Origin of the sequence: Gelidibacter mesophilus DSM 14095 (genome assembly GCF_000423005.1) — a bacterium.
Classification (GTDB): domain Bacteria; phylum Bacteroidota; class Bacteroidia; order Flavobacteriales; family Flavobacteriaceae; genus Gelidibacter; species Gelidibacter mesophilus.
This window is the reverse complement of sequence record NZ_AUHD01000004.1, coordinates 1-23,787: the sequence shown is the minus strand read 5'-3', so window position 1 is coordinate 23,787 and position 23,787 is coordinate 1. Positions and strand designations below refer to the sequence as shown.

At 34.9% G+C, this 23,787-nt stretch carries 21 protein-coding genes, 1 tRNA gene and 1 pseudogene; 11 read left to right on the top strand and 12 right to left on the bottom strand.

Annotated elements, in window-relative coordinates:
- Positions 1-23 precede the first annotated feature (23 nt).
- Together G525_RS21620 and G525_RS0103570 are read left to right on the top strand one after the other, a co-directional pair.
- A complete protein-coding gene (locus G525_RS21620) occupies positions 24-2,570 on the top strand; it encodes an AAA family ATPase (RefSeq protein ID WP_027124935.1) in 2,547 nt (848 codons plus the stop codon).
- Entirely contained in the window at positions 2,563-3,936 is a 1,374-nt protein-coding gene (locus tag G525_RS0103570; RefSeq protein ID WP_027124934.1) for an McrC family protein, read from the top strand. The genes G525_RS21620 and G525_RS0103570 overlap by 8 nt, the downstream gene beginning before the upstream one ends.
- A gap of 6 nt (positions 3,937-3,942) precedes the next feature.
- On the opposite strand, the gene G525_RS0103565 is transcribed toward G525_RS0103570, so the two are convergent.
- The 4 genes from G525_RS0103565 to G525_RS0103545 form a co-directional block, all read right to left on the bottom strand.
- A complete protein-coding gene (locus tag G525_RS0103565) occupies positions 3,943-5,415 on the bottom strand; it encodes an HRDC domain-containing protein (RefSeq protein WP_084647696.1) in 1,473 nt (490 codons plus the stop codon).
- 658 nt (positions 5,416-6,073) lie between these two features.
- A complete protein-coding gene (locus G525_RS20115) occupies positions 6,074-6,370 on the bottom strand; it encodes a DUF4298 domain-containing protein (protein ID WP_035478960.1) in 297 nt (98 codons plus the stop codon).
- Positions 6,371-7,091: 721 nt separating this feature from the next.
- On the bottom strand, positions 7,092-7,232 hold the full coding sequence (locus G525_RS22195; protein ID WP_157491874.1) for a hypothetical protein: 141 nt from the start codon (positions 7,230-7,232) through the stop codon (positions 7,092-7,094).
- Positions 7,233-7,404: 172 nt separating this feature from the next.
- The gene (locus G525_RS0103545; protein WP_027124931.1) at positions 7,405-7,740 is read right to left on the bottom strand and encodes a hypothetical protein; all 336 of its coding nucleotides are present in this window, start codon (positions 7,738-7,740) and stop codon (positions 7,405-7,407) included.
- A gap of 611 nt (positions 7,741-8,351) precedes the next feature.
- Between G525_RS0103545 and G525_RS0103540 the strand changes: the two genes are divergently transcribed.
- Complete coding sequence (locus tag G525_RS0103540; protein ID WP_027124930.1) at positions 8,352-8,828, top strand: Hsp20/alpha crystallin family protein; 477 nt, start codon at positions 8,352-8,354, stop codon at positions 8,826-8,828.
- 468 nt (positions 8,829-9,296) lie between these two features.
- A pseudogene (locus G525_RS22620) lies at positions 9,297-9,425 on the top strand (IS110 family transposase); the annotation flags it as partial.
- Between the two features lie 86 nt (positions 9,426-9,511).
- Here the strand turns inward: G525_RS22620 and G525_RS0103530 are convergent.
- Positions 9,512-10,441 (bottom strand): TolB-like translocation protein, encoded by a 930-nt coding sequence (locus tag G525_RS0103530; RefSeq protein WP_027124929.1) that lies wholly within the window; start codon positions 10,439-10,441, stop codon positions 9,512-9,514.
- A 1,016-nt stretch (positions 10,442-11,457) separates the two neighbouring features.
- Here G525_RS0103530 and G525_RS21615 point away from each other — a divergent pair.
- Positions 11,458-13,107 carry a M12 family metallopeptidase gene (locus G525_RS21615; RefSeq protein WP_051209750.1) on the top strand — a complete coding sequence of 550 codons (1,650 nt, stop codon included), beginning with the start codon at positions 11,458-11,460 and terminating at the stop codon, positions 13,105-13,107.
- 5 nt (positions 13,108-13,112) lie between these two features.
- A complete protein-coding gene (locus G525_RS0103520; protein ID WP_157491873.1) occupies positions 13,113-13,478 on the top strand; it encodes a hypothetical protein in 366 nt (121 codons plus the stop codon).
- 1,140 nt (positions 13,479-14,618) lie between these two features.
- Here the strand turns inward: G525_RS0103520 and G525_RS0103515 are convergent.
- Positions 14,619-14,692, bottom strand: a tRNA-Met gene (locus G525_RS0103515).
- 139 nt (positions 14,693-14,831) lie between these two features.
- Here G525_RS0103515 and G525_RS0103510 point away from each other — a divergent pair.
- Both G525_RS0103510 and G525_RS0103505 read left to right on the top strand, forming a co-directional pair.
- Positions 14,832-15,224 carry an START-like domain-containing protein gene (locus G525_RS0103510; RefSeq protein WP_027124927.1) on the top strand — a complete coding sequence of 131 codons (393 nt, stop codon included), beginning with the start codon at positions 14,832-14,834 and terminating at the stop codon, positions 15,222-15,224.
- Positions 15,225-15,284: 60 nt separating this feature from the next.
- Complete coding sequence (locus G525_RS0103505; protein WP_027124926.1) at positions 15,285-16,130, top strand: aminotransferase class IV; 846 nt, start codon at positions 15,285-15,287, stop codon at positions 16,128-16,130.
- On the opposite strand, the gene G525_RS0103500 is transcribed toward G525_RS0103505, so the two are convergent.
- From G525_RS0103500 to G525_RS0103480, 5 genes are all read right to left on the bottom strand, one after another.
- Entirely contained in the window at positions 16,127-16,687 is a 561-nt protein-coding gene (locus tag G525_RS0103500) for a YqgE/AlgH family protein (protein ID WP_027124925.1), read from the bottom strand. The genes G525_RS0103505 and G525_RS0103500 overlap by 4 nt on opposite strands.
- Positions 16,688-16,806: 119 nt before the next feature.
- On the bottom strand, positions 16,807-17,079 hold the full coding sequence (locus G525_RS0103495; RefSeq protein WP_027124924.1) for an HU family DNA-binding protein: 273 nt from the start codon (positions 17,077-17,079) through the stop codon (positions 16,807-16,809).
- Positions 17,080-17,272: 193 nt separating this feature from the next.
- Positions 17,273-18,223: a methionyl-tRNA formyltransferase gene (gene fmt / locus G525_RS0103490; protein WP_027124923.1), complete on the bottom strand. Its 951-nt coding sequence runs from the start codon at positions 18,221-18,223 to the stop codon at positions 17,273-17,275.
- Entirely contained in the window at positions 18,220-20,124 is a 1,905-nt protein-coding gene (locus G525_RS0103485; RefSeq protein WP_027124922.1) for a RecQ family ATP-dependent DNA helicase, read from the bottom strand. The genes fmt and G525_RS0103485 overlap by 4 nt, the downstream gene beginning before the upstream one ends.
- A 2-nt stretch (positions 20,125-20,126) precedes the next feature.
- Positions 20,127-20,666: an AAA family ATPase gene (locus G525_RS0103480; RefSeq protein ID WP_027124921.1), complete on the bottom strand. Its 540-nt coding sequence runs from the start codon at positions 20,664-20,666 to the stop codon at positions 20,127-20,129.
- A 92-nt stretch (positions 20,667-20,758) separates the two neighbouring features.
- Here G525_RS0103480 and G525_RS0103475 point away from each other — a divergent pair, with 92 nt between their 5' ends.
- From G525_RS0103475 to murA, 3 genes are all read left to right on the top strand, one after another.
- Positions 20,759-21,052 (top strand): DUF493 family protein, encoded by a 294-nt coding sequence (locus G525_RS0103475; RefSeq protein ID WP_027124920.1) that lies wholly within the window; start codon positions 20,759-20,761, stop codon positions 21,050-21,052.
- 290 nt (positions 21,053-21,342) lie between these two features.
- Positions 21,343-21,990 (top strand): DUF4290 domain-containing protein, encoded by a 648-nt coding sequence (locus tag G525_RS0103470; protein ID WP_027124919.1) that lies wholly within the window; start codon positions 21,343-21,345, stop codon positions 21,988-21,990.
- 6 nt (positions 21,991-21,996) lie between these two features.
- Positions 21,997-23,307 (top strand): UDP-N-acetylglucosamine 1-carboxyvinyltransferase, encoded by a 1,311-nt coding sequence (gene murA / locus G525_RS0103465; RefSeq protein ID WP_027124918.1) that lies wholly within the window; start codon positions 21,997-21,999, stop codon positions 23,305-23,307.
- A gap of 244 nt (positions 23,308-23,551) precedes the next feature.
- On the opposite strand, the gene G525_RS20105 is transcribed toward murA, so the two are convergent.
- A partial coding sequence (locus G525_RS20105; protein WP_035478958.1) for an integrase core domain-containing protein occupies positions 23,552-23,787 on the bottom strand: 236 nt, incomplete at its 5' end.

Here is a 23,787-nt window from a genome sequence, read left to right as displayed (position 1 = left end):
TTAGTAAAAATATAATTTAAAATATGACATTTAGTCCCAATAGTATTACAAAAGAGCATGTCATCAATGCCGTTAAAGATATAGAGGAAAATAAAATTCCATTAATAAAATCTACTCGGTGGTTGGTTAAGATTAATGATAATACATATCCACCAAAAGATGTCATGCGCCATGCCCATGCTCAAATGAATGGTGAACACGTTTGGAGACATAGCGGAGGTGAGGATACTAATAAATTCTTTAAGAGAATGGGTTTTGAAATTATAGACACGCATCAAAATGGATTGGAACAAATAATAGTAAACTATAAAATTTTAATTCAGAAGACCCACTTAAAAGATGAGCGTTATAAATGGGAATTACTCGAAAAGTATAAAGGGCGTCCAAATTTAGCTGCTGAAAACTTGTTGGAAGAGCTCAAGGCAATTGACTACAATAATTTATTGTATGCTATGAGTAAAGCTGTACTGCAGAATATAACTAGCAATAAGCCAGAGGATGTTCGAGATCTTTTTAAGCAGCTGTTTGATGAATCTATTGATCTGAACACCCGAGTTAAATCGTTTAATGAAGGTTCATTAGCTATTTATAGGGGGCTTGGAGAAACCTTACAGCATCATCAAGATGAGCGGACAATTTCAACGTATCTCACATTTTTTAATCCAAACAAATATACCTTTTATAAACATTCATTCTATAAAGAATTATGTGACCTGTTAAATGTAAAACAAGCTAAGAAAAATGAAAAATATGCGCATTACTTAGAATTAATTGAACACATCATTTCAGAATATATTGAGAGTGATGACGAGCTCACATCCTTAGTAAAGAATTATATTCCGCAGTATTACGATGGTTCAAACAACCTATTGTTGGCACAAGACATCTTATATCAAATGCTTGATAAAAACGAAAGTATTAATTATTGGGTATATGCTCCAGGTGAGAATGCATCCAAATGGGATGAATTTTACGAAAATGGAGTGATGGGGCTTGGTTGGGATGCACTTGGAGATTTGAACGATTATCCCTCTAAAAAGGCCATAAAGTTAAAATTACAAGAATTGGAAGGTGTTCCATCCACAAAACAAAATGATACAGCTGCTAATTATGAGTTCTTAAAAGTGATAAAACCTGGCGATGTCATAATTGTAAAAAAGGGTATGACTGAATTACTCGGCTATGGTATAGTAACGTCTGATTATTATTATGATACTACTAAATCTTCCTATCAAAAAAGCAGAAATGTAGATTGGCAATTAAAGGGGAATTGGAAGCTTGATTTTAAATTATCCTTAAAGACCTTGACGAATGTTACAAAGTATAAAGAAGATGATAATACAAACTATTACGATAAATTATTGTCTATAATGAAACAGGATCATTTAGAAAATAAAACCGAATATAAAGGGTATAACGCACCTCTCAACCAAATTTTTTACGGTCCGCCTGGAACAGGAAAGACATATAACACAATTTTGGAAGCGGCTAAAATTATTAAGCGAGATGATACTATCAACTATAATGAGGCACAGGCAGTTTTTAATGAGCATTTAGGAAATAGAATAGAGTTTATCACCTTTCATCAAAATTATAGTTATGAAGATTTTATTCAGGGACTAAGACCGGATACCGAGGCAGGCGGTGAATTGTCATTTTTTAAAAGTGATGGTGTGTTTAAAAGGATAGCAGATAGAGCACTTAAAAATTTAAGAGATTCCGAAAATCCAGAATCTGCCAAGCATGGATTCGATAAGGTGTTTTCTGAATTGACAAGACCTTTAAATGAAGGACAAGTGGATGAGCTCGAAATAAAAATGAAGCAAACGTCTTTTTATATCACTGAGGTAGGGGAGAAATCTATTGAATTCAGAAAAAAGCAAGGTGACTCCAAACATTCTTTGAGTATAAACACTTTAAGGAAAATGTATGAAAGGGGTTTTAATGATCTCATACTGGGAGGATTGCAGCCCTATTATAATCCAATATTGAGCTTGCTTCTAGATAAAGGAAAAAAACATGTAGATCACGTTGAAAAACAGAACTATGTAATAATCATTGATGAAATCAATAGAGCCAATATATCTAGAGTATTTGGAGAACTCATCACCCTAATTGAACATGATAAACGTTCTCATGGCAAAATACCAATAACAGCTACTCTACCTTCTGGAGAACCTTTTATAGTTCCATCTAATTTATATATTATTGGCACTATGAATACCGCAGATAAATCTATAGCCCTTTTAGATATTGCTTTAAGACGTAGATTTGAGTTTGTGCCTATGTACCCAAAGTATCAAATAGTAGGAGAGGATATATTTATTAATAATGCAAACTTACTAGAGATTATAAATAATGAAATCATAAGTAGAAAAGGTCATGATTTCACCATTGGGCACTCCTATTTCTTGGGGGACACCTTTGATTTAAAAAACACCATTGATAACAAAGTAATACCATTGTTATTGGAATATTTTATGAATGATTTTGTTGAAGTTAAAAACATTCTGAAATCAGCGAATCTCGAAATTGAAGGATGGCCTATGAAACTTAATTTGAATGACTAATCTTTTCGAATATCAAAATACCTCGGAGTTTTCAAAGTCACATTTTGAAGGGCTTGAAGTCTTTTTGGATGATATTTGGTCAAAGCGAGAAAAATCTAGCTCATATTTTAATGAAGAAGATGAAAGAGTAGAACAACAGCGTTTTATTCAGTTTTCACACAAGCATACAACCTTAAAATCTAACAAATATGTAGGTGTAATTCTTTATGAAGGAGCGACGATCAATTTACTTCCAAAAATATTTTTCACTGGTAAAGAACCTTTTGCTAATGATGTTAAAGCAATAAATAAGCATGTATTGTGGTGGTTAAGTTATTGCAGAAAATTAAAATTCCCTAACTATCTATCTGGGTTAAATAGTGAAAAAGCGGACTTTTTTGAGATTTTAATCTACTTGTTTAGTAAATATACTCGAGAGCTTTTAAATTCAGCAATCTATCAAAAATACACAGAAGTCAATAAGGAATTGAATTTTGTTAAAGGTCGAATTGACTTTAACGCATATATTCAAAACAATTTGAGCAATGGCCGACATCATAAAATTAGTTGTGAATTTGATGCTTTTGAAATGGATAATGAGTTTAATAGATGTGTCAAGTTCGTTTCTAAACTGCTGTTGTCTACAACAAAGGAAAACCAAAGCAGGCGTTTTTTGAGTGACATTTTGTTCATCTTGGATGAAGTAGAGGATGTTAACGTGTCCGCAGATAAAATGAGGCGAATGACGTTTAATCCTATGTTTTCAGATTTTGAAACCATCCGTGATTATTGTGTGTTGTTTTTGGATAATAGCGTGTCATTCAATTATAAAAATAGCTTGAAGCTTTTTGCCTTTTTATTGCCTATGGAATATGTGTTTGAAGATTTTATTTTTGGTTTTATGGATAAGGAAATAGACGAAATAAAAGCACAGTCTCAAATAGGAACTAAGCATTTAGATGAAGAAAGGAATTTTAAATTAAAACCAGATTTGCATTTGACTTTAGAGGATAGGAGTATTATTGCTGACACCAAATACAAAATTGTTTATTCAGATAATAACGACCCAAAAAAGGGCATTTCTCAAAATGATTTGTACCAAATGTTAGCCTATGCGGTTAGATTTAAGGCTAATGAAATCATTTTGTACTATCCAGATACGATCAAAATTGAAACACCAAATAATTCTGAATTATTTATCGTTGATGAATTGGCAGGTGGAGAGAAAGTATGCGTAAAATCTTTCCAATTACCAATTATTAATAGAGCACTTTTCGATATTAATTATCAAGCTAAACCTTTATTATTAGAAGATTTTGAGGATACCAAATATGAATTAATTAGGCAGATAAAAAAATCGTTAGATTTGGATTATGTGTTGCTTTAATAAGGTTTAAGATGCATGTTTCATGATTATTCCCAAAACTGCATCCCCAATTTGCTCTATTCTACGCTCGCCAATACCATTTACTCTGAGCAATTCTGTTCTTGTAGTTGGCTTAGATTCAACAATCTCATAAAGCGTCGTGTTTCCAAAGACATGGAATGCTTTCAATCCGTTGTCGAGGGCGTGATTAAGTCTAAATTCTCTTAGTTCTTGGAATAATCTTTCGTCTTGATTTTTTAATTTCGGAATTACATATTTTTGAGCGATAGGCTTTTCAATCGACGAATCATTACCATTAAAATTAATAAGGATTGGTAAAAAGTCCTTCGCATAAGCGTCACATCTCTTTTGACTGATGCCATAGATGCTGAGAAATTCAATTTCCGTTTTTGGCATTTTTTCCACCAAGTCATCTAAGGTTTTATTAGTAAATATTGTATAAGCTGGACTTTTCGTTTTATTAGCTAATTCTAACCTTTTACTCTTTAAAGCTTCATATAAGTTAGGTTTATGAGATTCTGGATGATTGCTTATTGAAAGTGTTGTTTTTTTATCTTTTTGAGAAGGAAATATAACTGCAATCCCATTAAGACGTGCTATATAAATGAGTGTGCCTAATGTAATTGAACCATTATTTCGAGTGTGCAAATTTGTAAATTGTCTATCGCAATCGTGAGCGCGATACCCACTATTTAATCTTGACAATCTGTGGAAGTAATCTCTACCATTTTCGCCTAATGCTGTTGCCAGGGAAAAACCAATTCTGATCCAGTTTTCATAACCATCAGTAATATCAATGTTATTTCGCTCTATTTCTACCGTTAGATTTTCAATGATATCCTTGTCATTATTTGAATTGACATCAATCTTAAAATTGACATTATGGTGTTTTTCAGGTACCACCTTAATTTCAGGCATATATAATTCTGCATATACATCTGAAAACGGATTGCAATAGATGTTTGGATCATAGGATAATAACATGCATCTCGCTATATCTTTGCAAGCTCCATCTATTTCTATGTTGTATTCATCTAAATAATATTTTTGAAGTGCAAGAAACTGCTCTAAATGAGTATCTATTGATGGGTTGATCTTCACTATTAATTTAATCCCATTCCCACTTGGACTTTTAAAGGCTACAAATGTAAATTCATCTGAAATTAATGTATTAAAAATAGAATCATATTCTTCTAAATCATCAATGTCTATTTGAATTAATCCCGAATGCTCTTGAAGATGATGCTTATTTCTTTTCTCAAAAGTTCCAGATAAGGTTACGCATGGTAATTTTGACTCTTTCAGTCTGCTTCTTTCATGTTTATTGTCTAAGCACCTCAAGATTTTAATGTCGTTTTTTATATAACCGTACCTTATAACTTCAATCAGTTGATTGATGTCAAATTCGTTGTCGGGTGCTTTGGCTGACATTAGATTGTTGTAAAACGAAAACGTGTGTTCTGTATTTATTAATTGCATTCTATTAATTTAATTAGTCATCAACCCATAGATATTTGTTGGGATTGAGGTTTGTTGCTTTTTTTACTATTTTGTGGATTAACTAATTAAAAAAAAGGTTGTTTTTTGAGGGAAGGTTTAAATATAATGACTTTTAACAGAAGTCATGGTTTAACTTACAAAAAAAGTTGTTTAATCATAATAGAAGTGCATTTTGTCGATAATTTATAAAAACAACCTTGATGAATTGATGCCAATCGCGCTTTAGGGAAATCAAGGTGACTATATTCATTTAACCTCATTCTATACCTTGAATGGAGCATATAGAATACAATAAATTTAGGTTGCTAATTCGCGTAGTACCCAAATTTTCGTCTTTAATGTGTTTTTTTCCAACAACATTCTCGCTCGATTTTGATGTCACTATTGGTTGGCGATTTAAAGATATCTAAAATTGAAAATCGAAACTGTTCTTTGATATGGTTAAATTCTAAATCTTTAGGTCTTTATTTCCGTCATTACCGCTTTTTATATAGGATTTTTAGCGATTGAGAATCATTTCTTTGCCCTAAGCTCAACCAACATACATTGTGCCATTGCAAGCATCGGTAATTTCAATAAATCCCTTTTTGATTTTGTAATGCTGCTTTCCATCAGGTAGTGCCATTCCCCATTAAAATCATCTTATTTTTTTGCTCAAATTTTCCATTTTATCAGATAATTCAACCAAATCTGTAAGCAGCATATGAACAGCATCCTCACTCAATACACCTCGTTTGAGGTCCTGTGGGACTTCGTTTCTTTTCTCTGCCATAACATCTTTCATATATTGCGATTCATAATAGGTCTTTAATGTCTGTAAATCTTTTAAGGAACCTGCAAGTTTATTCATGGCTTTATCGGATTTTTCAACTACTAAAGTGAGTTCGTCCAAGATGTTTTCCATTTTTGTAATTCGGTCGATAATATTATTCATAGGTAGATATCTTTTGCTTTTATTTTACAAAGCTATAAATTTAGTTGTGTTATGTTGTTGAAATGCACATGTTTTGTTGATAATGAACTTTGTCTGTGATTGGGTGCGCGATTTAGAACGGAATCTAGGGAATAAAAACATAATGGGTAAAACCAGTCAATTAAATGTTCAGGATATTCATTTTTGAAAGGCCAAGTGTTGAATGGTATAAACTTATATTTTGGATTAGAATCTTATTTTTTAATATCAGAAAAGGCGTTATTTACTTTTAAATCATGGTTTTAAGAAATCAAGACGCTCACCTTTCGAGTAGGCAGAATAATGACCTTCCAATCTTTCCCAGTTAATTTTAGTTCAGTTTCTGTGGTTTCTGCTACTTTTTTTTCTTGTATTTATTTCGTTTTCTGTGCGAGAAGTAATAATGTCAGATAAATGACGAGATAAGGATAGTCCAGGTAATAGCCTCAATGTCTTGGCCTGTGAAGATAGTAGTGATAATAATTGGCAAATTTCTAATACAAATGCAGTTTAAATAAGCTGGAACTTTTGTGGCAGGAAGCCAAGATCATAGAGGCTTTGCTGAATGAAGCGCGCGTTGAAAGATGACGATTGTTGGATGAAACCATTGAATGAATTTTGGATATGGCACCTTACTTTGTTTGTCGCCATTGAATGTTGCTTTCTATGTTGTCAACCGAAGAAATCAAATATGTTTTTATTTTTAAAAACCAAAACCGATTCCAATTCCAAAGTTAAGGCCAAATCCAGTTACATTTTCATCTTCGCTTTGAAAAGCTTCATCAGTATTTCCAAATACCCAACTTGGTCCGGCGTATGGGTTGATGTAAAATATTTTACCCAAAAAAAATTGGTAACCTAACAAGGCCTGAACATTAAATAGTTTTAAGTTTCTTTGGTTTAACCGTCCAACAAAAATTTTCTCGTTGTAAGAAGTAAAATCTGGATCCTGTTCTAAAGCATATAGCCGTTCTTTAAAATTTATGTACTGAATTGTCGGACCTATGTAAAATACTTTAGGGGGCTTTATGATCTTTGGTGTAATGTCTGTAGCCTATGTTTAATGAAAACGTTTCTTTACGATGTTGGGTGTCCATTGGATTATTTAAAGTCGTACCAAAAAAATCTGAATATAATTCTTGAAAATCATTAAGATTGGAATTATTGGTTTTTCCGGCACCAAAGCCAATTTGAAGGGATGATCTGTCATTTAATATCCGTTCATAGTTGATTTCGTAAATATTTGATATTAATAAGAGCGCATTTATTTTTATAATATTCTTTTGATCCTCTTGGGCATTTTTTGAAGTTGAGAACAAAAATAGTATGACGATGAATATAAACTTTTTCATGGTTCAGATGATTTAATAATAATCTATAAGACACTTTTTTATCATAGCGTTTGAAATGATTTAAAGTATGCCATTTTTTGTGCATTGACAGAATCCGCTTGACGTTCATTTTATGTTGTCTTCGAATAGTGTTTTTGGCATTTCTATTTTACTCTAAAATTCATTTAGTTAACCCATAATTTGGTCGTGTCCTGTGCTTATTCTGCTTTTTAGCTATTGCTTCTAAAACTATTTATTTTTTTATAAAATCATTGACTGAAAAAAAATAATGTTTTGCGTTAAAAGAAAATAGATTACCCGTATTCATCGAATCCTAAGAACATTATGAGAAGAGTGCAAATTTTAACATCCAACAATCCTTCTAAAAATATTTCGTTGATTATATGCTTTAAGAGAAATATAAAGGATGGGTATTTGCTAATGTCAATATGGCATTATTATCCTGAAAAACTGGCAGTTATGTTCAAGGTTTAAGCTCAAATTATGGGGTTTCAATAAATTTTTAAGAACGAAATCAGCTAAACCAATTTTGGTATTTTTTTTGTTTTGTAATTATCGAAATCATTCGGATTTCAAGATTGAAACAATGTTTAATTTAAATTTTTGTAATTATGAGCAATTTAGAAAATGTTCCTAAAAGCGGAAGGTTAGCGAACAGAAATTCAAATCACAACGTCCCTAGTGTGTCAAATTGGTTGGATGATATTTTCAATAGAAATTTATCTTCAGTCTTTACTTCAGACTTTAATACGGGAATATCTTTACCAAAAGTGAATATTAGAGAAACTTCCGATGCTTTTATGGTTGAAATGGCAGTACCGGGTTTAAAAAAGTCAGATTTCAATATCGATATTGACAATAGGGTATTATCCATCTCCACCGAGACCAAAGAAGAACATGAACAAAAGGAGGGAAATTATACGCGTAGAGAGTTTGGTTACGCTTCGTTTAAAAGAGTGTTTTCTCTGCCTGAAAGTGTAAATGACGAAAAAATTAATGCGAGCTACAATGAAGGTATTTTAAATATACTCTTGCCAAAAAGAGAAGAGGCAAAACAAAAGCCTAGTAGGAGTATTGAGGTTGCATAACTGATCCCCTAAATCATTAGAGTGAAGAACGTAAACTACAGAAGAGATCGAGTCATCGGTCTCTTTTGTGTTTACAACATTTACCATCCATAAACCTCTCATTGTAGGACAAGGAATTGTAAACATGGAGACTGGGTAAGAAGTACGAGGGATAGATATAACGCCATAAAGTTAATTTCCTAAAGAGAGATCCAAAACATACAATGACTTGTGCGATTGCCTCTTTGCCCAATTCAAAAAGGTAATAAACTACCTCAGCTTCAATACTTTTTGTTGCATCCTCATTTATTTTTATTAGGACTTGTTAAGTAGATTATCAGAACAGACAAAAGAAACTAATAAGCTTAGGACTTCCTCAACATTGAAAATTCCCACTCTTTTCTACTCAGGTTTTTATGAGGCTTAGAGCTCCATTTAAAGTCGTAGAAACTCGTATAGTCCGTTCTTTAATAAAATTTCGACCTGGACTATGAAAAGGCCAATAGGAGAATTTATGAGCATGATATGGCGACGGGAAAGAGCAAAAAGTTTGCACTGATAGCAGAATGTGACAAGCTGTTAAAACAAGCGTTTGCCATAGCGAAATCAGCACTATGAAATATAGCTATCCATAGAACTGTTTAAGTTGAAAATCAATATTGTTTTATCTGTTGTTCAGCACAGTACCTTGCTGACACTAATTCTTATTCTATTTTTATTGAGGTCATATAAATTTTACTCAATCCATTTTCACTTTCCTGAACATAATCTTTAAAATCTGATATACTTTTGAACTTTTTCGGACTAATATTTTGTCTCCTACTTGTGAAATATAAGATCTGATCTTTCTCATCATAAAAAGGGCAGTATTCCATAAATTTAGTGTTGATAGGTACGCCTAAATTTGTTGATTTTCCCCAATCTCCGTTCGATTGTTTTTTTGAAATATATAAATCACCACTTCCTTGACCATCTTTTTCATTGTACCTTGTATACAGTATAAAATCTTCCTTCTTGGAGATAAAAGCATTAAATTCATACCCAGCACTATTTATATTTTCACCTAAAAGAACAGGAGCCAAATAGTTTCCAGCCTCCCACTTACAATAATAAATATCATCCTTCCCAGAACCATTTGTAGAGTCCATTGTAAAGTATAAATTATTGTTATCACTAAGTGTTGGATAAAATTCGTCTAAATCTGAATTAACTGGTTTTCCCATGTTTTTAGGTTCGGACCAGTCCCCATCTTTAGTGTCCCTCTCAACATACCAAATATCAAAATCCTTATTCTTATCAGATAAATCATCCAAGGGTCTGTCAGAAACAAAAAACAACCGATTTCCATTCTTTGATAAAAATGGTTCTAAATACATATATGCATCACAAAAAGGCAATAATTCAGGCGCTAACCATGTACTGTTTTCTTTTTTCATCGTAGCCAACTGGAAAATTTCGCCATTAGGGCTTTGTAACGTGAAAAATGCTTCATCTCCATGGGTTGAAATGCAAAAATCCCTAACATTATTGAATTGATTCAAAATCTTATCAAATTGTAAAATCTCATTTTCATGCTGAGCCGACAAGAGATTTGAAATTAGAATGAGCGTCGTAGTTACCAAGGTTTTTGTCATAATAGGCTTTTGATTTGTTGTAGTAACAGTACATATCGATTCAATTTTACCGCGTATTTACTGTTTTTTAAGTTGTTTAAATTCTATTTTCGAACAACTAAATTAGCTATTTGTTTTTGAAGTTTTGACACTTTTATTTTTCTTTCTGGTCCAATTATTTTTAGATTGTTGGAGGACTGTTCTGTTGTTTTTAAAAAGCATATTCAAAGTATGGAAGCTAATTTTTTTTGAGCTGGCTGATACTGCAACTGCCTAAGCCTTTTTATATGCAATTCTATTGATGATGAGATTTCTGAGGGATCATTCTGAAGGCTCTACAAGTGGTGGTGAGCTTTGCAGTTATACCAGGGTAATCGCTATGATCGGGCAACGGGGAATCAACATAAAGTAACGTTCCCGCAATAGTAAGATGGGTGTCAAAAACGTCGTAATCTACGTTTATGTAACTTTTTAAGGGCTGTTAATATAGCAAGGCGTGCAGAGAAATTGATGATTGAATCGTGGCAAAGGAAAAGAGCATTTTCTTAAAGCCAAAATGGCAAGAGGCGTTATATCCAGTCTTATTAAATTACAATATGAGCGGCGTGTTTAATAACGGGTAATATACTTTAAGCACTCTTCATATTTTCAAAGCAAAAACAAGGTAAGATTATCTTTTATGTTTAAAAATAATTAAAATATTAAGATTTGAAATCTTTTTTTTAATAATTATTTTTGTATATTTGGCTAATATTCAGTTGGTTGCAATTGTACGGTCATTATATTTGTTATTAGCAAAAATGACGATACATTTAACATTTATAGATGTTTTCCTCACTCTCAATCTAATTTGATATTTGCAACCCAATTTAATATATTTAAAAAAAGCTCCCCTCAGAACCTAATTAATATATTTAATAATAGCTTCCCTAAATAATAGCTTCTCTAAGTATTAGTGCAATCCTTTTTAAAGGTTAAGTATCCAATTTATGTAAAGTTGGAGCTTTACTGATTGTTAAACCTAAATAATATTTATCATGGCTAAGAAAAAAGACAGTGAATCTACAAACGTGGATTTAGAATGGTTCCGTTCATCAAACGATGTTGGGAAAACAACAATTAAGGGACTTTCAGACGGTCCAAGTAAGTACGTCTTCGACGAGAAAGAAGTCACCTATTCGATGGTTAATGGAGTTGCAATTTTTGAAGGAGATATCGCTCTAGAGTTGAACGATTCAGATGGACAAAATGAAGTTCCGGCGGGCGTAGCCCACGCCGTAGCCATCACAGGACAACGCTACCGATGGCCAAATGGTGTGGTAGCCTACACTGTGGAGTCAAATCTTCCCAATAAAGATAGGGTTACGAATGCTATTGGTGAAATTCAAGTAAATACCAGCATTAAGTTTGTTGAAAGGAACAACGCAAACGCGGCTGATTTCCCCAACTATATAGAATTTTTTGCGGGTGATGGATGTTGGTCTTCGGTTGGAATGAGAGGTGGTAGGCAGCAAATCTCGCTCGGAGCTGGCTGTGGAAATGCAGCTGCAATTCATGAAATTCTACATGCACTTGGTATGTGGCATGAGCAGAGCAGAGAAGATAGAAATGAATTTGTAACAGTCAATTGGGATAATATTCAGGAGGGTAGAGAGCATAATTTTAACCAACATATTATTGACGGTACGGATATCGGTAGATACGATTACAATTCAATTATGCATTATGGCCAATTTGCATTTAGCAAAAATGGACTCCCAACCATTGAGCCCAACGGCGGTAACGCGATTGGACAGCGTAATGGTATGAGCGAATTTGACATCGCGGGGGTAGAGGAGTTGTATCCGGGCACGTGGTTGAACGGTGAATTTACGATCCAGCAAAAATCGAGTAATCGTTATCTCGACGCTCACGAATCCTCAAATCGCGATTTTGCGGTAGTCACAAGAAGTTCTCAAAACAATAACTCTCAAAGGTGGGAATTGACGCCGATTGGACGGGTTTATGCAATTCGACAACAAAGCACTGGCAGATTTCTTGATGCTCATGAATCTGAAGCGAATGATTTCTCGGCAGTTACCCGGGATGCTCAGAACAATGATACGCAGCTTTGGGTTGTAACCCATCTCGACGAACAACTTGGAAGATATACTATTATACAACTTAGTAATGGGCGGTTTCTTGATGCTCACGTGGTGTCGAGCAATGATTATGGTGCGGTTACTAGGGCTTCGCAATCCAATGATACTCAAAATTGGTCGCTGCTTCCACTTGGAAATAATCGGTTTCACGTTCAACAAGTGTCAAATCGTCGGTTCCTAGATGCTTGGGAGACCACAGCAAAGGATTTCAAAGCTGTAACGAGGCCTGCTCAGAGCAACTCAAGTCAAGAATGGGTTTTCGTACCAAAGGGAGCAGTCTATAATATCCAACAGAAAAGTAGTCTAAGATTTCTAGACGCCCATGAAGTGGCATCCCGTGATTGGAATGCTGTAATGAGAGGGCCTCAGAATAATTCTACTCAAAGATGGATAATAATGCCTTACAATGCAACGTCATTTACCATCCAGCAAGCCAGTAATGGTAGAAATCTGGACGCGCACGAGCATTCTGGTGAAGACTTCAAATGTGTGACACGGCCTGCACAAAATAATAATACCCAAAAATGGATAATCAAAAAGGTCTGAATTATATGAAAACCAAAGATCAAGAAAATCTCCCACTACTTCTCAAAGGGGTTTTGTTGCTTGAGAATGTTGGGGAGATTTTTACATCAACGGTGAAAATTAGAATATTAGATGTCTCCCATATTGACATGAAATCGATTATTCTAACAGAGCTTATTCAAGTGGTGACAACGAAAATGGACCAAACCGAGATTCCTTTCAAGATTTTTGGCCCTAAGCCTGACCCTGCGCTAAGCTATATCGTTGATGCGACCATTTTTATAAAAAAGGAAAATAAAGAAAAAAAAACGCTATATCGCACAACGGAATCAATCCCGGTTTTCTTAGATGGATATCCAGACACAGTTAAGATACCTCTTATGAAAATTTAAAATTATCATATCGTCAATGGGGTGACTTAATTTTCTACTATCAGCCGCAATAGTGTGAGTATCTTAATCCGTAAGTGGTATTAAATTTCCCAATGCTCTACATCGAAATTAAAAAAACTGTTTCGAATTAGACCTTGAGTTTTTGCACGGAAATTATTGATTAATACATTTCTTAAGTTCTTACTCATAGGAATATTTCGTTGGATATGAGGGCATTACTTAAGGAAGTCTTGAAGGTTTCCGTCAATCAAATCCTGTCAAAATATTTTTTGTCAGTTAGCTCTATTAATATAGAATCCTATTTGCTAGTAGGGAAATTCTACAATGAAATTTTGATTATTATTTTTACTTCGGTTTGGGCAGAGGTATGGTAACGGCTGTTTGTGAATCAACTCAATTCATAATAATTCGAACCAATCAAATTTTATTTAGAGACCCTTTAGAGTAGATTATTTTGTTGTTTTAAAATATAGGCATGTATTACTGAGGAAATAAAAGCGGGCCAAATGGAACAAAGTCACTTCCTTTATGGCTTAAAATATTAGCGCAAGCCATTTTAGCTTGGATATTATATGATTTTTTCAATTTTGAAGAAATTGGAGTAAGTCTATAAAATTATATATATCAGAAATGGATATCTGCTTTATAAATCTCCTAACAACTAGACGCAAAGCCAATCCAAGAGAAGTAAAATATTGTTTGCCCAATATTCCCATATAAAGATGCCTTAGACTTAGTACAAAGGTTCAGAACCATATTCAATATGGCTACTTCTATACAAACGGCATATACAAAACTGGCACATTGGTACAAAGACGAAGAGAACACCGGCTTCAGGGCCTTCAATACCATGGCAAATACAATAATAGGTCAATCCTGAACTTTTCTATAAACAGGAGCACAAATGCATCAGCAGCGTCCTTCTACGCAAGATTAAAAGCTTTTAGAGCTCAGTTCAGAGGTGTGAAAAACATAGAATTCTTGCTTTATAGATTCACAACAATTTTTGCATAATCCCAAAATCCCACAAGTTTTGGACTTGATCCATCCCTTGATCCTTGATCCTTAGTACAGTTGTTTACAAACTTTTAGCAATAAAAAAAAGCAGTTACAAATTAATGTAACTGCTTTATTATCAAGTAGCGAGAGGGGGGCACGATCCCCCGACCTCCGAGTTATGAATCCGACGCTCTAACCAGCTGAGCTACCTCGCCATAATTAAGTGTGCAAAGATAAAAACTTAATTAACCTTCGCAAATATAAAATCCATAAAAACAGGAAAAATTATTTTTAGCCAATTTGTTTTTAAACCAAACAAATAATTATATATTGAGCCGTTAACAAAATAGATCTATGGAAGAAAAAATTAAATTTGAAATGGAATTTCCCATTCACTCATCTCCTCAACTTTTATATCAATATATCTCGACGCCTTCAGGACTTTCTGAGTGGTTTGCCGACAATGTAAACTCTCGTGGAGAGCTATTTACGTTTATTTGGAATGATAGTGAGGAAAAAGCAAAGCTCTTGAGTAAAAAAAGTGGCGAACGCATCAAGTTTAGATGGATGGTTGATGAGGACGAAGGTGATTCTTATTATTTCGAAATAAGAATTCAAGTGGATGAAATTACCAAAGACGTATCTATTATTGTTACCGATTTTATTGATGAAGATGAGATAGATGAAGCTAAAATGCTCTGGGAAAATCAAATCTCTGATTTGAAACAGGTTTTAGGATCTGCCTAGGCTGACTCTTTTATAAATAGTATATTTGTCTCGAAATTTAAAAACTTCGAGACTTTTTTTATGGTGAATTTTAACGGAACCCTTCACGAGACTTCTTCAAATTTATTGGCATTGGAAAATAGGGGCTATACCTACGGCGATGCCATCTTTGAAACCCTAAAAGTAGTACATGGTAAAATAGTGTTTTGGGAAGATCACTATTTTAGGCTCATGGCCTCCATGCGAATTCTAAGAATGGAAATTCCTATGACTTTTACCATGGAATTTCTTGAAAGTGAAATTTTAAAGACGCTAGAGGCCAATCACCTGCTAAAAGCCACGGCCAGGGTGCGGATCAATGTGAACCGTGTGGAAGGCGGGAAGTACACGCCAACTTCCAATGATATTGATTATAGTATGGTTACTGAGCGATTAGCTTCTGATTTTTACAGTTTAAATCAAGAGCGATACCTTGTTGAATTGTTTAAGGATTTTTATGTTGCTCCAGGCTTACTTTCCACTTTAAAAACCAATAATAAAAGCATCAATGTTTTGGGAAGTATTTATGCCAAGGAGAATGGTTTTGATAATTGCTTTTTATTGAATACTGAAAAAACAGTTGTGGAAGCCTTGAATGGCAATGTGTTTTTGGTGAAGGATCAAACCATCAAGACGCCACCATTAACTGAAGGCTGCCTGAAAGGAATTATGAGAAAACAGATCATTGAGCTTGTGAAAAAACTTGAAGGTTATACTTTGGTGGAAGCGCCTATTTCGCCATTTGAACTTCAAAAAGCTGATGAATTATTTATTACAAACTGTATTGTGGGCATTCAGCCCATTACTAATTATAGAAAAAAGGAATTTACCGTCAAGGTTTCAAACCTCCTGATAGAAAAATTAAACACTAAAATCCGACTTTCTTAGTTGTAGCTCGGATTTTCAGGTGCATTGGACCAAATACTATAATCGCCACCAAGTTCTAACATCTTTTCTTTCCAAAAGCTGCCGTCCTTTTTTTCAATGATGGATTTTTTGTAGATGTTTTCGGTTACAATCCAAGAGTTGGTTTCCAGTTCGGCATCCAATTGAAATGGTTCCCATCCTGAATAACCTAGAAAAAAGCGAATATCACAGGCTTTAATGACCCCAGAGTTAATAAGGTTTAGAACAATATCAAAGTCACCGCCCCAATAAATTCCCAAAGAAATTTCAATACTCTCAGGTATCAACTCTGGAACTTTGTGTATAAAATAAAGGTTGTCCTGCTCAACAGGACCACCATTATAAACTTTGTAAGATGCTTTAGTATCAGGAACCAAATCCTTTAAGGTGTATTTCAAAGGTTTATTTAATATAAAACCTATCGAACCTTCTTCGGTATGGTCTGCTAACAGGACAACAGATCTGTTAAAGGACGTGTCACCAATAATGGAAGGTTCGGCTATTAATAGATGTCCTTTTTGTGGTTTAATTGTAATCATAAATCATGATTTGAAAATAAATCTAAAACATATTTTCTAAAAAACCAATAAATTTGTTAAAAAAAACAAAAAAAGTCTACTCGACAGAGCAGACTTCATGATATATCTAAAAAATGATATTAGTTTACAGCGTTGCTTAAATCAGAACCAGCTTTAAACTTTACGACGTTTTTAGCAGCGATTTGTATGGTCTTACCTGACTGTGGGTTTCTTCCTTCTCTTGCTGATCTTTTAGTAACTGACCAAGATCCGAATCCTACTAAAGAAACTCTGTTCCCTTTTTGTAAAGAACTTTCAATATCAGTTAATAAAGAATCCAATGCTTTTTTTGCTGCAGCTTTTGTAATTCCAGCGTTTTCAGCCATTCCATTGATTAAATCTGTTTTGTTCATAAAATTAAATTTTTAAGTATTAAATAATAGTTGGGTTAACATTTTGTCAAATCCTCATACAAATTTATACGGATTATTCATTTACGCAAGTAATAGCAAGGGAAATCCAATATATTGTTAATAACTTTGGCTCATTTGTTAATAAAGACAAAATAATTTAACTATTTTTCTTAATATCAGCGTTCATAAGGGTTTAGAGCATTTTGTCGCCTTCGGAAAAATTAAATCCATTCAAAAGTGACCGGATATCCATTTTTCGTTTCCCTGGAAGCTGCATTTCTTTAATAATCAAGTAACCCCCTTTGGTCGATACTTTTAACTCATTTTTGGTGGCGGTGATGGTTCCTAGAGATTCTGCAGGAATTATAGTTTCAGTAGCCACTTCAAATAATTTGACCATTAATGTACCCTCTTTGGTTTTAAGATATGTCCAGGCGGCAGGAAACGGATTGAGACCCCTAATTTTGTTGTAGATATCTTCCAAATTATGACTCCAATCAATTTGGCAATTTTCTTTGTTGAGTTTGTAAGCTGTTTTGGGTTGTTCAATTTTGGGTTGGATGGTTGTTGTTAGGGTGCCGCTTTCAATTAACTTTAGAGTCTCAATCACCAGTTTGCTACCAATGTCTTTTAAAGTATCATGTAAGGTGCCTACAGTTTCATCTTTTTTGATGGCAACTTCCTTTTGCAGGATAATGGCGCCTGTATCAATTTTCTCATCAATAAAGAAAGTGGTCACGCCTGTTTTTTCTTCGCCGTTAATAATGGCCCAGTGGATAGGTGCGGCACCTCTATAATCGGGTAGAAGGGAGGCGTGCAAATTAAATGTGCCATATTTTGGCATGCGCCACACAACTTCAGGCAACATTCTAAACGCCACTACAATCTGTACATTGGCATTTAGAGCTTTTAATTCGTGCAAAAAATCGGCGTCTTTTAAATTGGTGGGTTGTAAAAGTTGGAGATTTTGGGAAAGCGTATATTTTTTCACATCAGATTGTTGTAGTTTTTGTCCCCGTCCTGCAGGCCGGTCAGGAGCTGTAATCACTCCAACAATTTGGTAATGGTTTTCAACCAATAGTTTTAGGGTGCCTACCGCAAATTCAGGGGTGCCCATAAATACAATTCTTAAATCCTTTTTCATGTATGTTTTATTTTGTACGAATTGTTGGCCGTTATCTCTAAAATATTATTGGCCAACATCAATTTTAGCGTCTCTAAAATTTCAGTTTCTGAATGTTTCAATTGTTCCACAAGCGCTCTTGAACTTAACCGTTGATTTTCCAAAAGCCGAATAATTTGATAGGAAATGCTTTTAGATTGCGATGGTTTTGATTTGACCTTTTTTGATATACATACTGAACAAATACCACAGGGACTATTGTTTTTCTCTCCAAAATATTCCAAAAGTTGGATGCTCTTGCATTGGGTGTCATCAGAAATATAAGCGATGACCGCATCAATTTGATCTTCTTTTAAACATTGTTGCTGTTCAATAATAGTTGCAATTCTATTTATGGTTTTATCGTCTTCGCGGGGTTGTAAAAAGGTGAGTTCTGAATCGGTATTGGAATGTTGAAATTCTATAATTCCATCTTTTTCAAGCTGACGTAAGATCTCAAGAACGCGATCTTCATTCACATTTGATTTCTCAGCAACCAAATTGAGATTGATTTTCAATTGATGTTCAAAGATACCGCCATAAGTACGTAAAATAGCCTTTATGACAGGTTCAAAAGTTTTGTGCGTGTTTAAATACCCAAATAGAGCCGGGCTACTAATCAAAAACTGGAGCTTGGTTTGGTAATTGAACTGCTGTGATAAACTAATGATACTGTTTCGATCTAAAATCTGAACTGCGTTATAAGTGGTGTTCGTCGGAAAATTGTAGGTCTTACAGAAAACATTAAAGTTCAACTGATGTTGGGTCAGATGGCCTTCGCCATAAGAAATCTGAAAATAATTACATAGTTTTCGATACACTTGCTTTATGAAATCAACGGATGGCAAGCTTTTCAAGAATTGATTTTTCAAGTGCTGTTCGTCCGTTGCATTTTTTAAAATGACCGCAAATGCCTTTTCACCATTTCGTCCAGCACGGCCTGCTTCCTGATAATAACTTTCTAAGCTTTCGGGCAAATTGATGTGGATGACCGTTTTAACGTCGGGCTTGTCAATGCCCATTCCAAAGGCGGTAGTAGCCACCATGACTGCTTTTGTGTTAGAGCTCCACTGTTCTAAATGGTCGTTCTTTTCTTTGCTGCTAATCCCGCCATGGTAGTACGTGGCTGAAATACCTTTAGACTCCAAATGCGAATAAAGTTCCAAGGTCGCACGTCGGGTTCTGGCATAAATGATGGATGTTCCTGGATATTTTTTTAAGATTTGCTCAATCTTATAATGCTTATCATGAGTATCCAGCACCATATAGGCAAGGTTTGGTCTTTTAAAGGAATCCTGAAAGACTTTTGGCGCCATAAAATCCAGTTCTGTCATGATTTCCTGCACTACTTTTGGCTTTGCGGTGGCTGTAAGCGCAACCACATTGACTGACGGATGCAATTGACGAAGTATCGTGATGTTTTTATACGCCGGTCTAAAATCATTTCCCCATTGGCTGATACAATGGGCCTCATCAACAGCAATTAAATTGACGGGCATTTGTTGAATTCGGTCCTGAACCAAAGTTTGTTGCAAGCGTTCTGGAGAAAGATAGAGGAATTTGTAATTGCCATAAATGCAATTGTCCAAAAGCGTATCTAAAGTAGTATAGGGAATGCCACTGGTAATGGCCATCGCCTTTATGCCTTTGGCCTTTAACTGGTCCACCTGATCCTTCATCAGCGCAATTAACGGAGAGACCACAATGCAAATACCATCTTTAATTAAGGCGGGTACCTGAAAACAAATGGATTTGCCGCCACCCGTTGGCAAAAGCACAAAAGTATCCTCATTATTTAAGACCGCAGTGATAATCTCTTCCTGCAGTGGTCTGAAGGATGTGTGATTCCAATAGCGTTCTAAAATAGTAATAGGATGTGACATCACTATAAATTTAGGTAATCTATAATGAAATCTGTGCGTTTCGCGACGGTATCAAAAGGAATGTTGACTAAATGGTAGTTAAATATATTATAAGTCCGCAAGATGTTTTCGTGGATTAGTTTTGATTGTTCAAAAGTTTCGTATCTCACGCTGTCACTTTGAAAAATGGCTTCCCAAGGCGCTAAAACAAAAACGACGTCGTAGATGTTATTTTGGCAGAGTTTGACAAAATCCTCAGGATATTCACTGTCAAAGTAATCCATGTATGCCAAAACATCAGGAATGCCTCTATCAAGAAAAACGGTCTTATTATCGTAGGTATTGGCTTCATTAAATTGTTTGGCACGTCCTTCCAACAATAACTGGCTAAAGAGGAGGGGGCGCGTTAAAAACAGTTGTTCTACGCCGGTCTCCCTAGCTTCGAGAGTGACTTGTCTTGAGATCTCGTCAAAGCAAATGTGTCCTCTTTTTTTTAATTCGTCTATTATTGTTGATTTCCCGGTTCCTGGTCCTCCAGTAATAACAATCTTTTTAGTATTCAATTTGGCAAGGTTTTGGTAACAAAAATCGTGATTAAAATAGAAAATAAAAAATGTAAAGTAAAATGTATCTTTACAACTGAATAAAAATTGATATGAGTACAGATAAAAAGCAAGAAGAATTTTACGATAAATTGAGATCGCAACTTTTTGAAACAGCCAATTGGCCATCAGAATATCTCTATAAATTTATTGTCGTCTCTGAGGGGGATAAAGTTGTAAAAATAGAATCTATTTTTGATAATATGGGTGCCGTTATAAAAACAAAGCCCTCAAAAAACGGAAAATACACGAGTGTCTCCATCAATGTGCAGATGTTATCGCCAGAGACCGTTATTGAAAAATATAAGGAAGTAGGAGACAAGGTGGAAGGCATTATTGCCTTGTGAAAAAATGAAGGCATAGGGGAGTGGGTTGAATTATTTCGATAAGCCTAAGGAATCACTATGATTCGGCTCGTCCATAATTCTAATGTATTTCCACTTTTTCGGTTTGAATTTTTTAAGGCTTTTGATGGGCGCTTTCCGCTTTTTGCGATAACCTTGCATAAATAATTATGAATTTCATCATTTTTCGGAAACTTTTATAGGACAATTAACCATTGTTTATTTTTTTTCGTATTTTGCAGACCTACACAAATGACTGCGTTGCATACCTTTTAATACTACACCATAATATTTTGATAGACAATATAGAGTACAATACTGAGCGTGAACACCTGATCATTCCAGAATACGGAAGACACATGCAAAAGATGATCAACTACGCCAAAGAGCTTCCAACCAAGGAAGAGCGCAATAAAGTATCGAAGGCCATTATTTCAGTAATGGGCAATTTACAGCCACATTTAAGAGACGTCCCTGATTTTCAACATAAACTTTGGGATCAGCTTTTTATTATGGCCGATTTTGACCTGGATGTAGATTCTCCTTATCCAAAACCTTTAAAAGAAGAATTACAAGCCCATCCTGAACCTTTAAAATATCCACAGAATTTCCCTAAATACCGTTTTTACGGCAATAATATCAAAACAATGATTGATGTTGCCAACACTTGGGAGGATGGCGATCTAAAGGAAGCGTTAATTTATACCATTGCCAACCATATGAAAAAATGTTTCCTGAATTGGAATAAAGATACGGTTGAAGATGATGTTATTTTTAATCATTTGTATGAATTGTCAGGAGGGAAGATCAATTTAAAGGAAGAAGATGAAGATCTTTCTGACGCTACCACATTGATGCGAAATAAAAAGAAGTATTCTTCAAGCACCAAAAAATCACACCCCAAAAAAAGTAATACCAACCGCAACAGAAAACGCTACTAACCATACATGGCAACATTTATAATTGAAGGAGGTCATCAATTAAAAGGAAGTATCCAACCTCAAGGTGCGAAAAACGAAGCATTACAAATTTTATGTGCTGTTTTGTTGACACCTGAAATCGTCACTATACATAATATTCCAGACATCATTGATGTCAATAAACTTATTTCACTTTTAGGAAAATTAGGGGTCAAAATCAATAATATCGGTTCTGGTTCTTACACTTTCCAGGCGGATGAAGTCCATATGAAATACCTTGAATCGGCTGAATTTAAAGAAGACGGTAAAGGATTGCGTGGTTCCATTATGATTGTGGGACCGCTTTTAGCACGTTTTGGTAAAGGTTATATCCCAAAACCAGGCGGTGATAAAATTGGGCGTCGCAGATTGGACACGCACTTTGAAGGTTTTATTAATTTGGGTGCAAAATTCCGTTACAACCGTGAAGATCATTTTTATGGAGTAGAAGCAGAGCGCTTAAAAGGGGCTTTCATGCTTTTGGATGAAGCTTCGGTAACAGGAACGGCCAATATAGTGATGGCTGCCGTATTAGCCGAAGGAATTACCACGATTTATAATGCCGCTTGCGAACCCTATTTGCAACAATTGTGTAAAATGTTAAATAGAATGGGCGCCAAAATTAGTGGTGTGGGTTCTAATATGTTGATTATTGAAGGGGTTGAATCTTTAGGGGGTACGGACCACAGAATGTTACCCGATATGATTGAAATTGGAAGCTGGATAGGATTGGCTGCCATGACCAAAAGCGAACTGACTATCAAAAATGTAAGTTGGGATGATTTGGGAAAGATTCCGAATGTTTTTAGAAAATTAGGGATTACTGTAGAGCGAAAAGGAGATGATATCCATATTCCGGCGCATAAGGATGGCTATGAGATCCAAAACTACATTGATGGGTCTATTTTAACGGTTTCTGACGCCCCGTGGCCAGGGTTCACACCAGACTTACTCAGCATTGTATTGGTGATTGCCACGCAAGCTAGAGGCGCTGTTTTGGTGCACCAGAAAATGTTTGAGAGCCGTTTGTTTTTTGTGGATAAATTAATTGATATGGGGGCCAAGATCATTCTTTGTGATCCGCATCGTGCCACGGTTATTGGGCATGATTTTAAATCAACTCTGAAAGCAACCACCATGACTTCTCCTGACATTAGAGCAGGTATTTCTCTCTTGATTGCTGCGTTATCCGCAAAAGGAACGTCTACGATTCATAATATTGAACAAATTGATCGTGGGTATGAGCGTATGGATGAGCGTTTAAGAGCTATTGGAGCAAAAATAACGCGTGTAAGCTAGAATTCAGAAAAATATAATAGCACACAGAAATGCCTCAAATTTTATTGAGGCATTTCTATTTTGTATATTTTTCATGTAATTTATAGTCAATAATTTATCATGCTTTATCTCACTCTTTAAATCATGTTGTTTAGAGGATCTTGTAGGCTTCCCCAGTTTAGAACTGTTTGTTAATCCAAATATATAATTTTTTCCGTTTTAAAATGAATTGGCTTTCTCTTCATATTTCTGTTTAAAAGCCAATTTATTTTAAAATGAGCCCCGCGGCAGCGGCATGTTGCCTTTTCGCATATTCTATAGGCGCAATATTACCCAAGGAATCATGAGGTCTATGATGGTTATAATCATCCATCCATATCTGTGTCTGTTCCCTTACCTGGTCTATGTTATCAAAAATGTATTTATTGAGGACACCTCTTCTATATGAACCATTGAACCGCTCTACAAAAGCATTTTGGGTAGGTTTTCCAGGCTGTATAT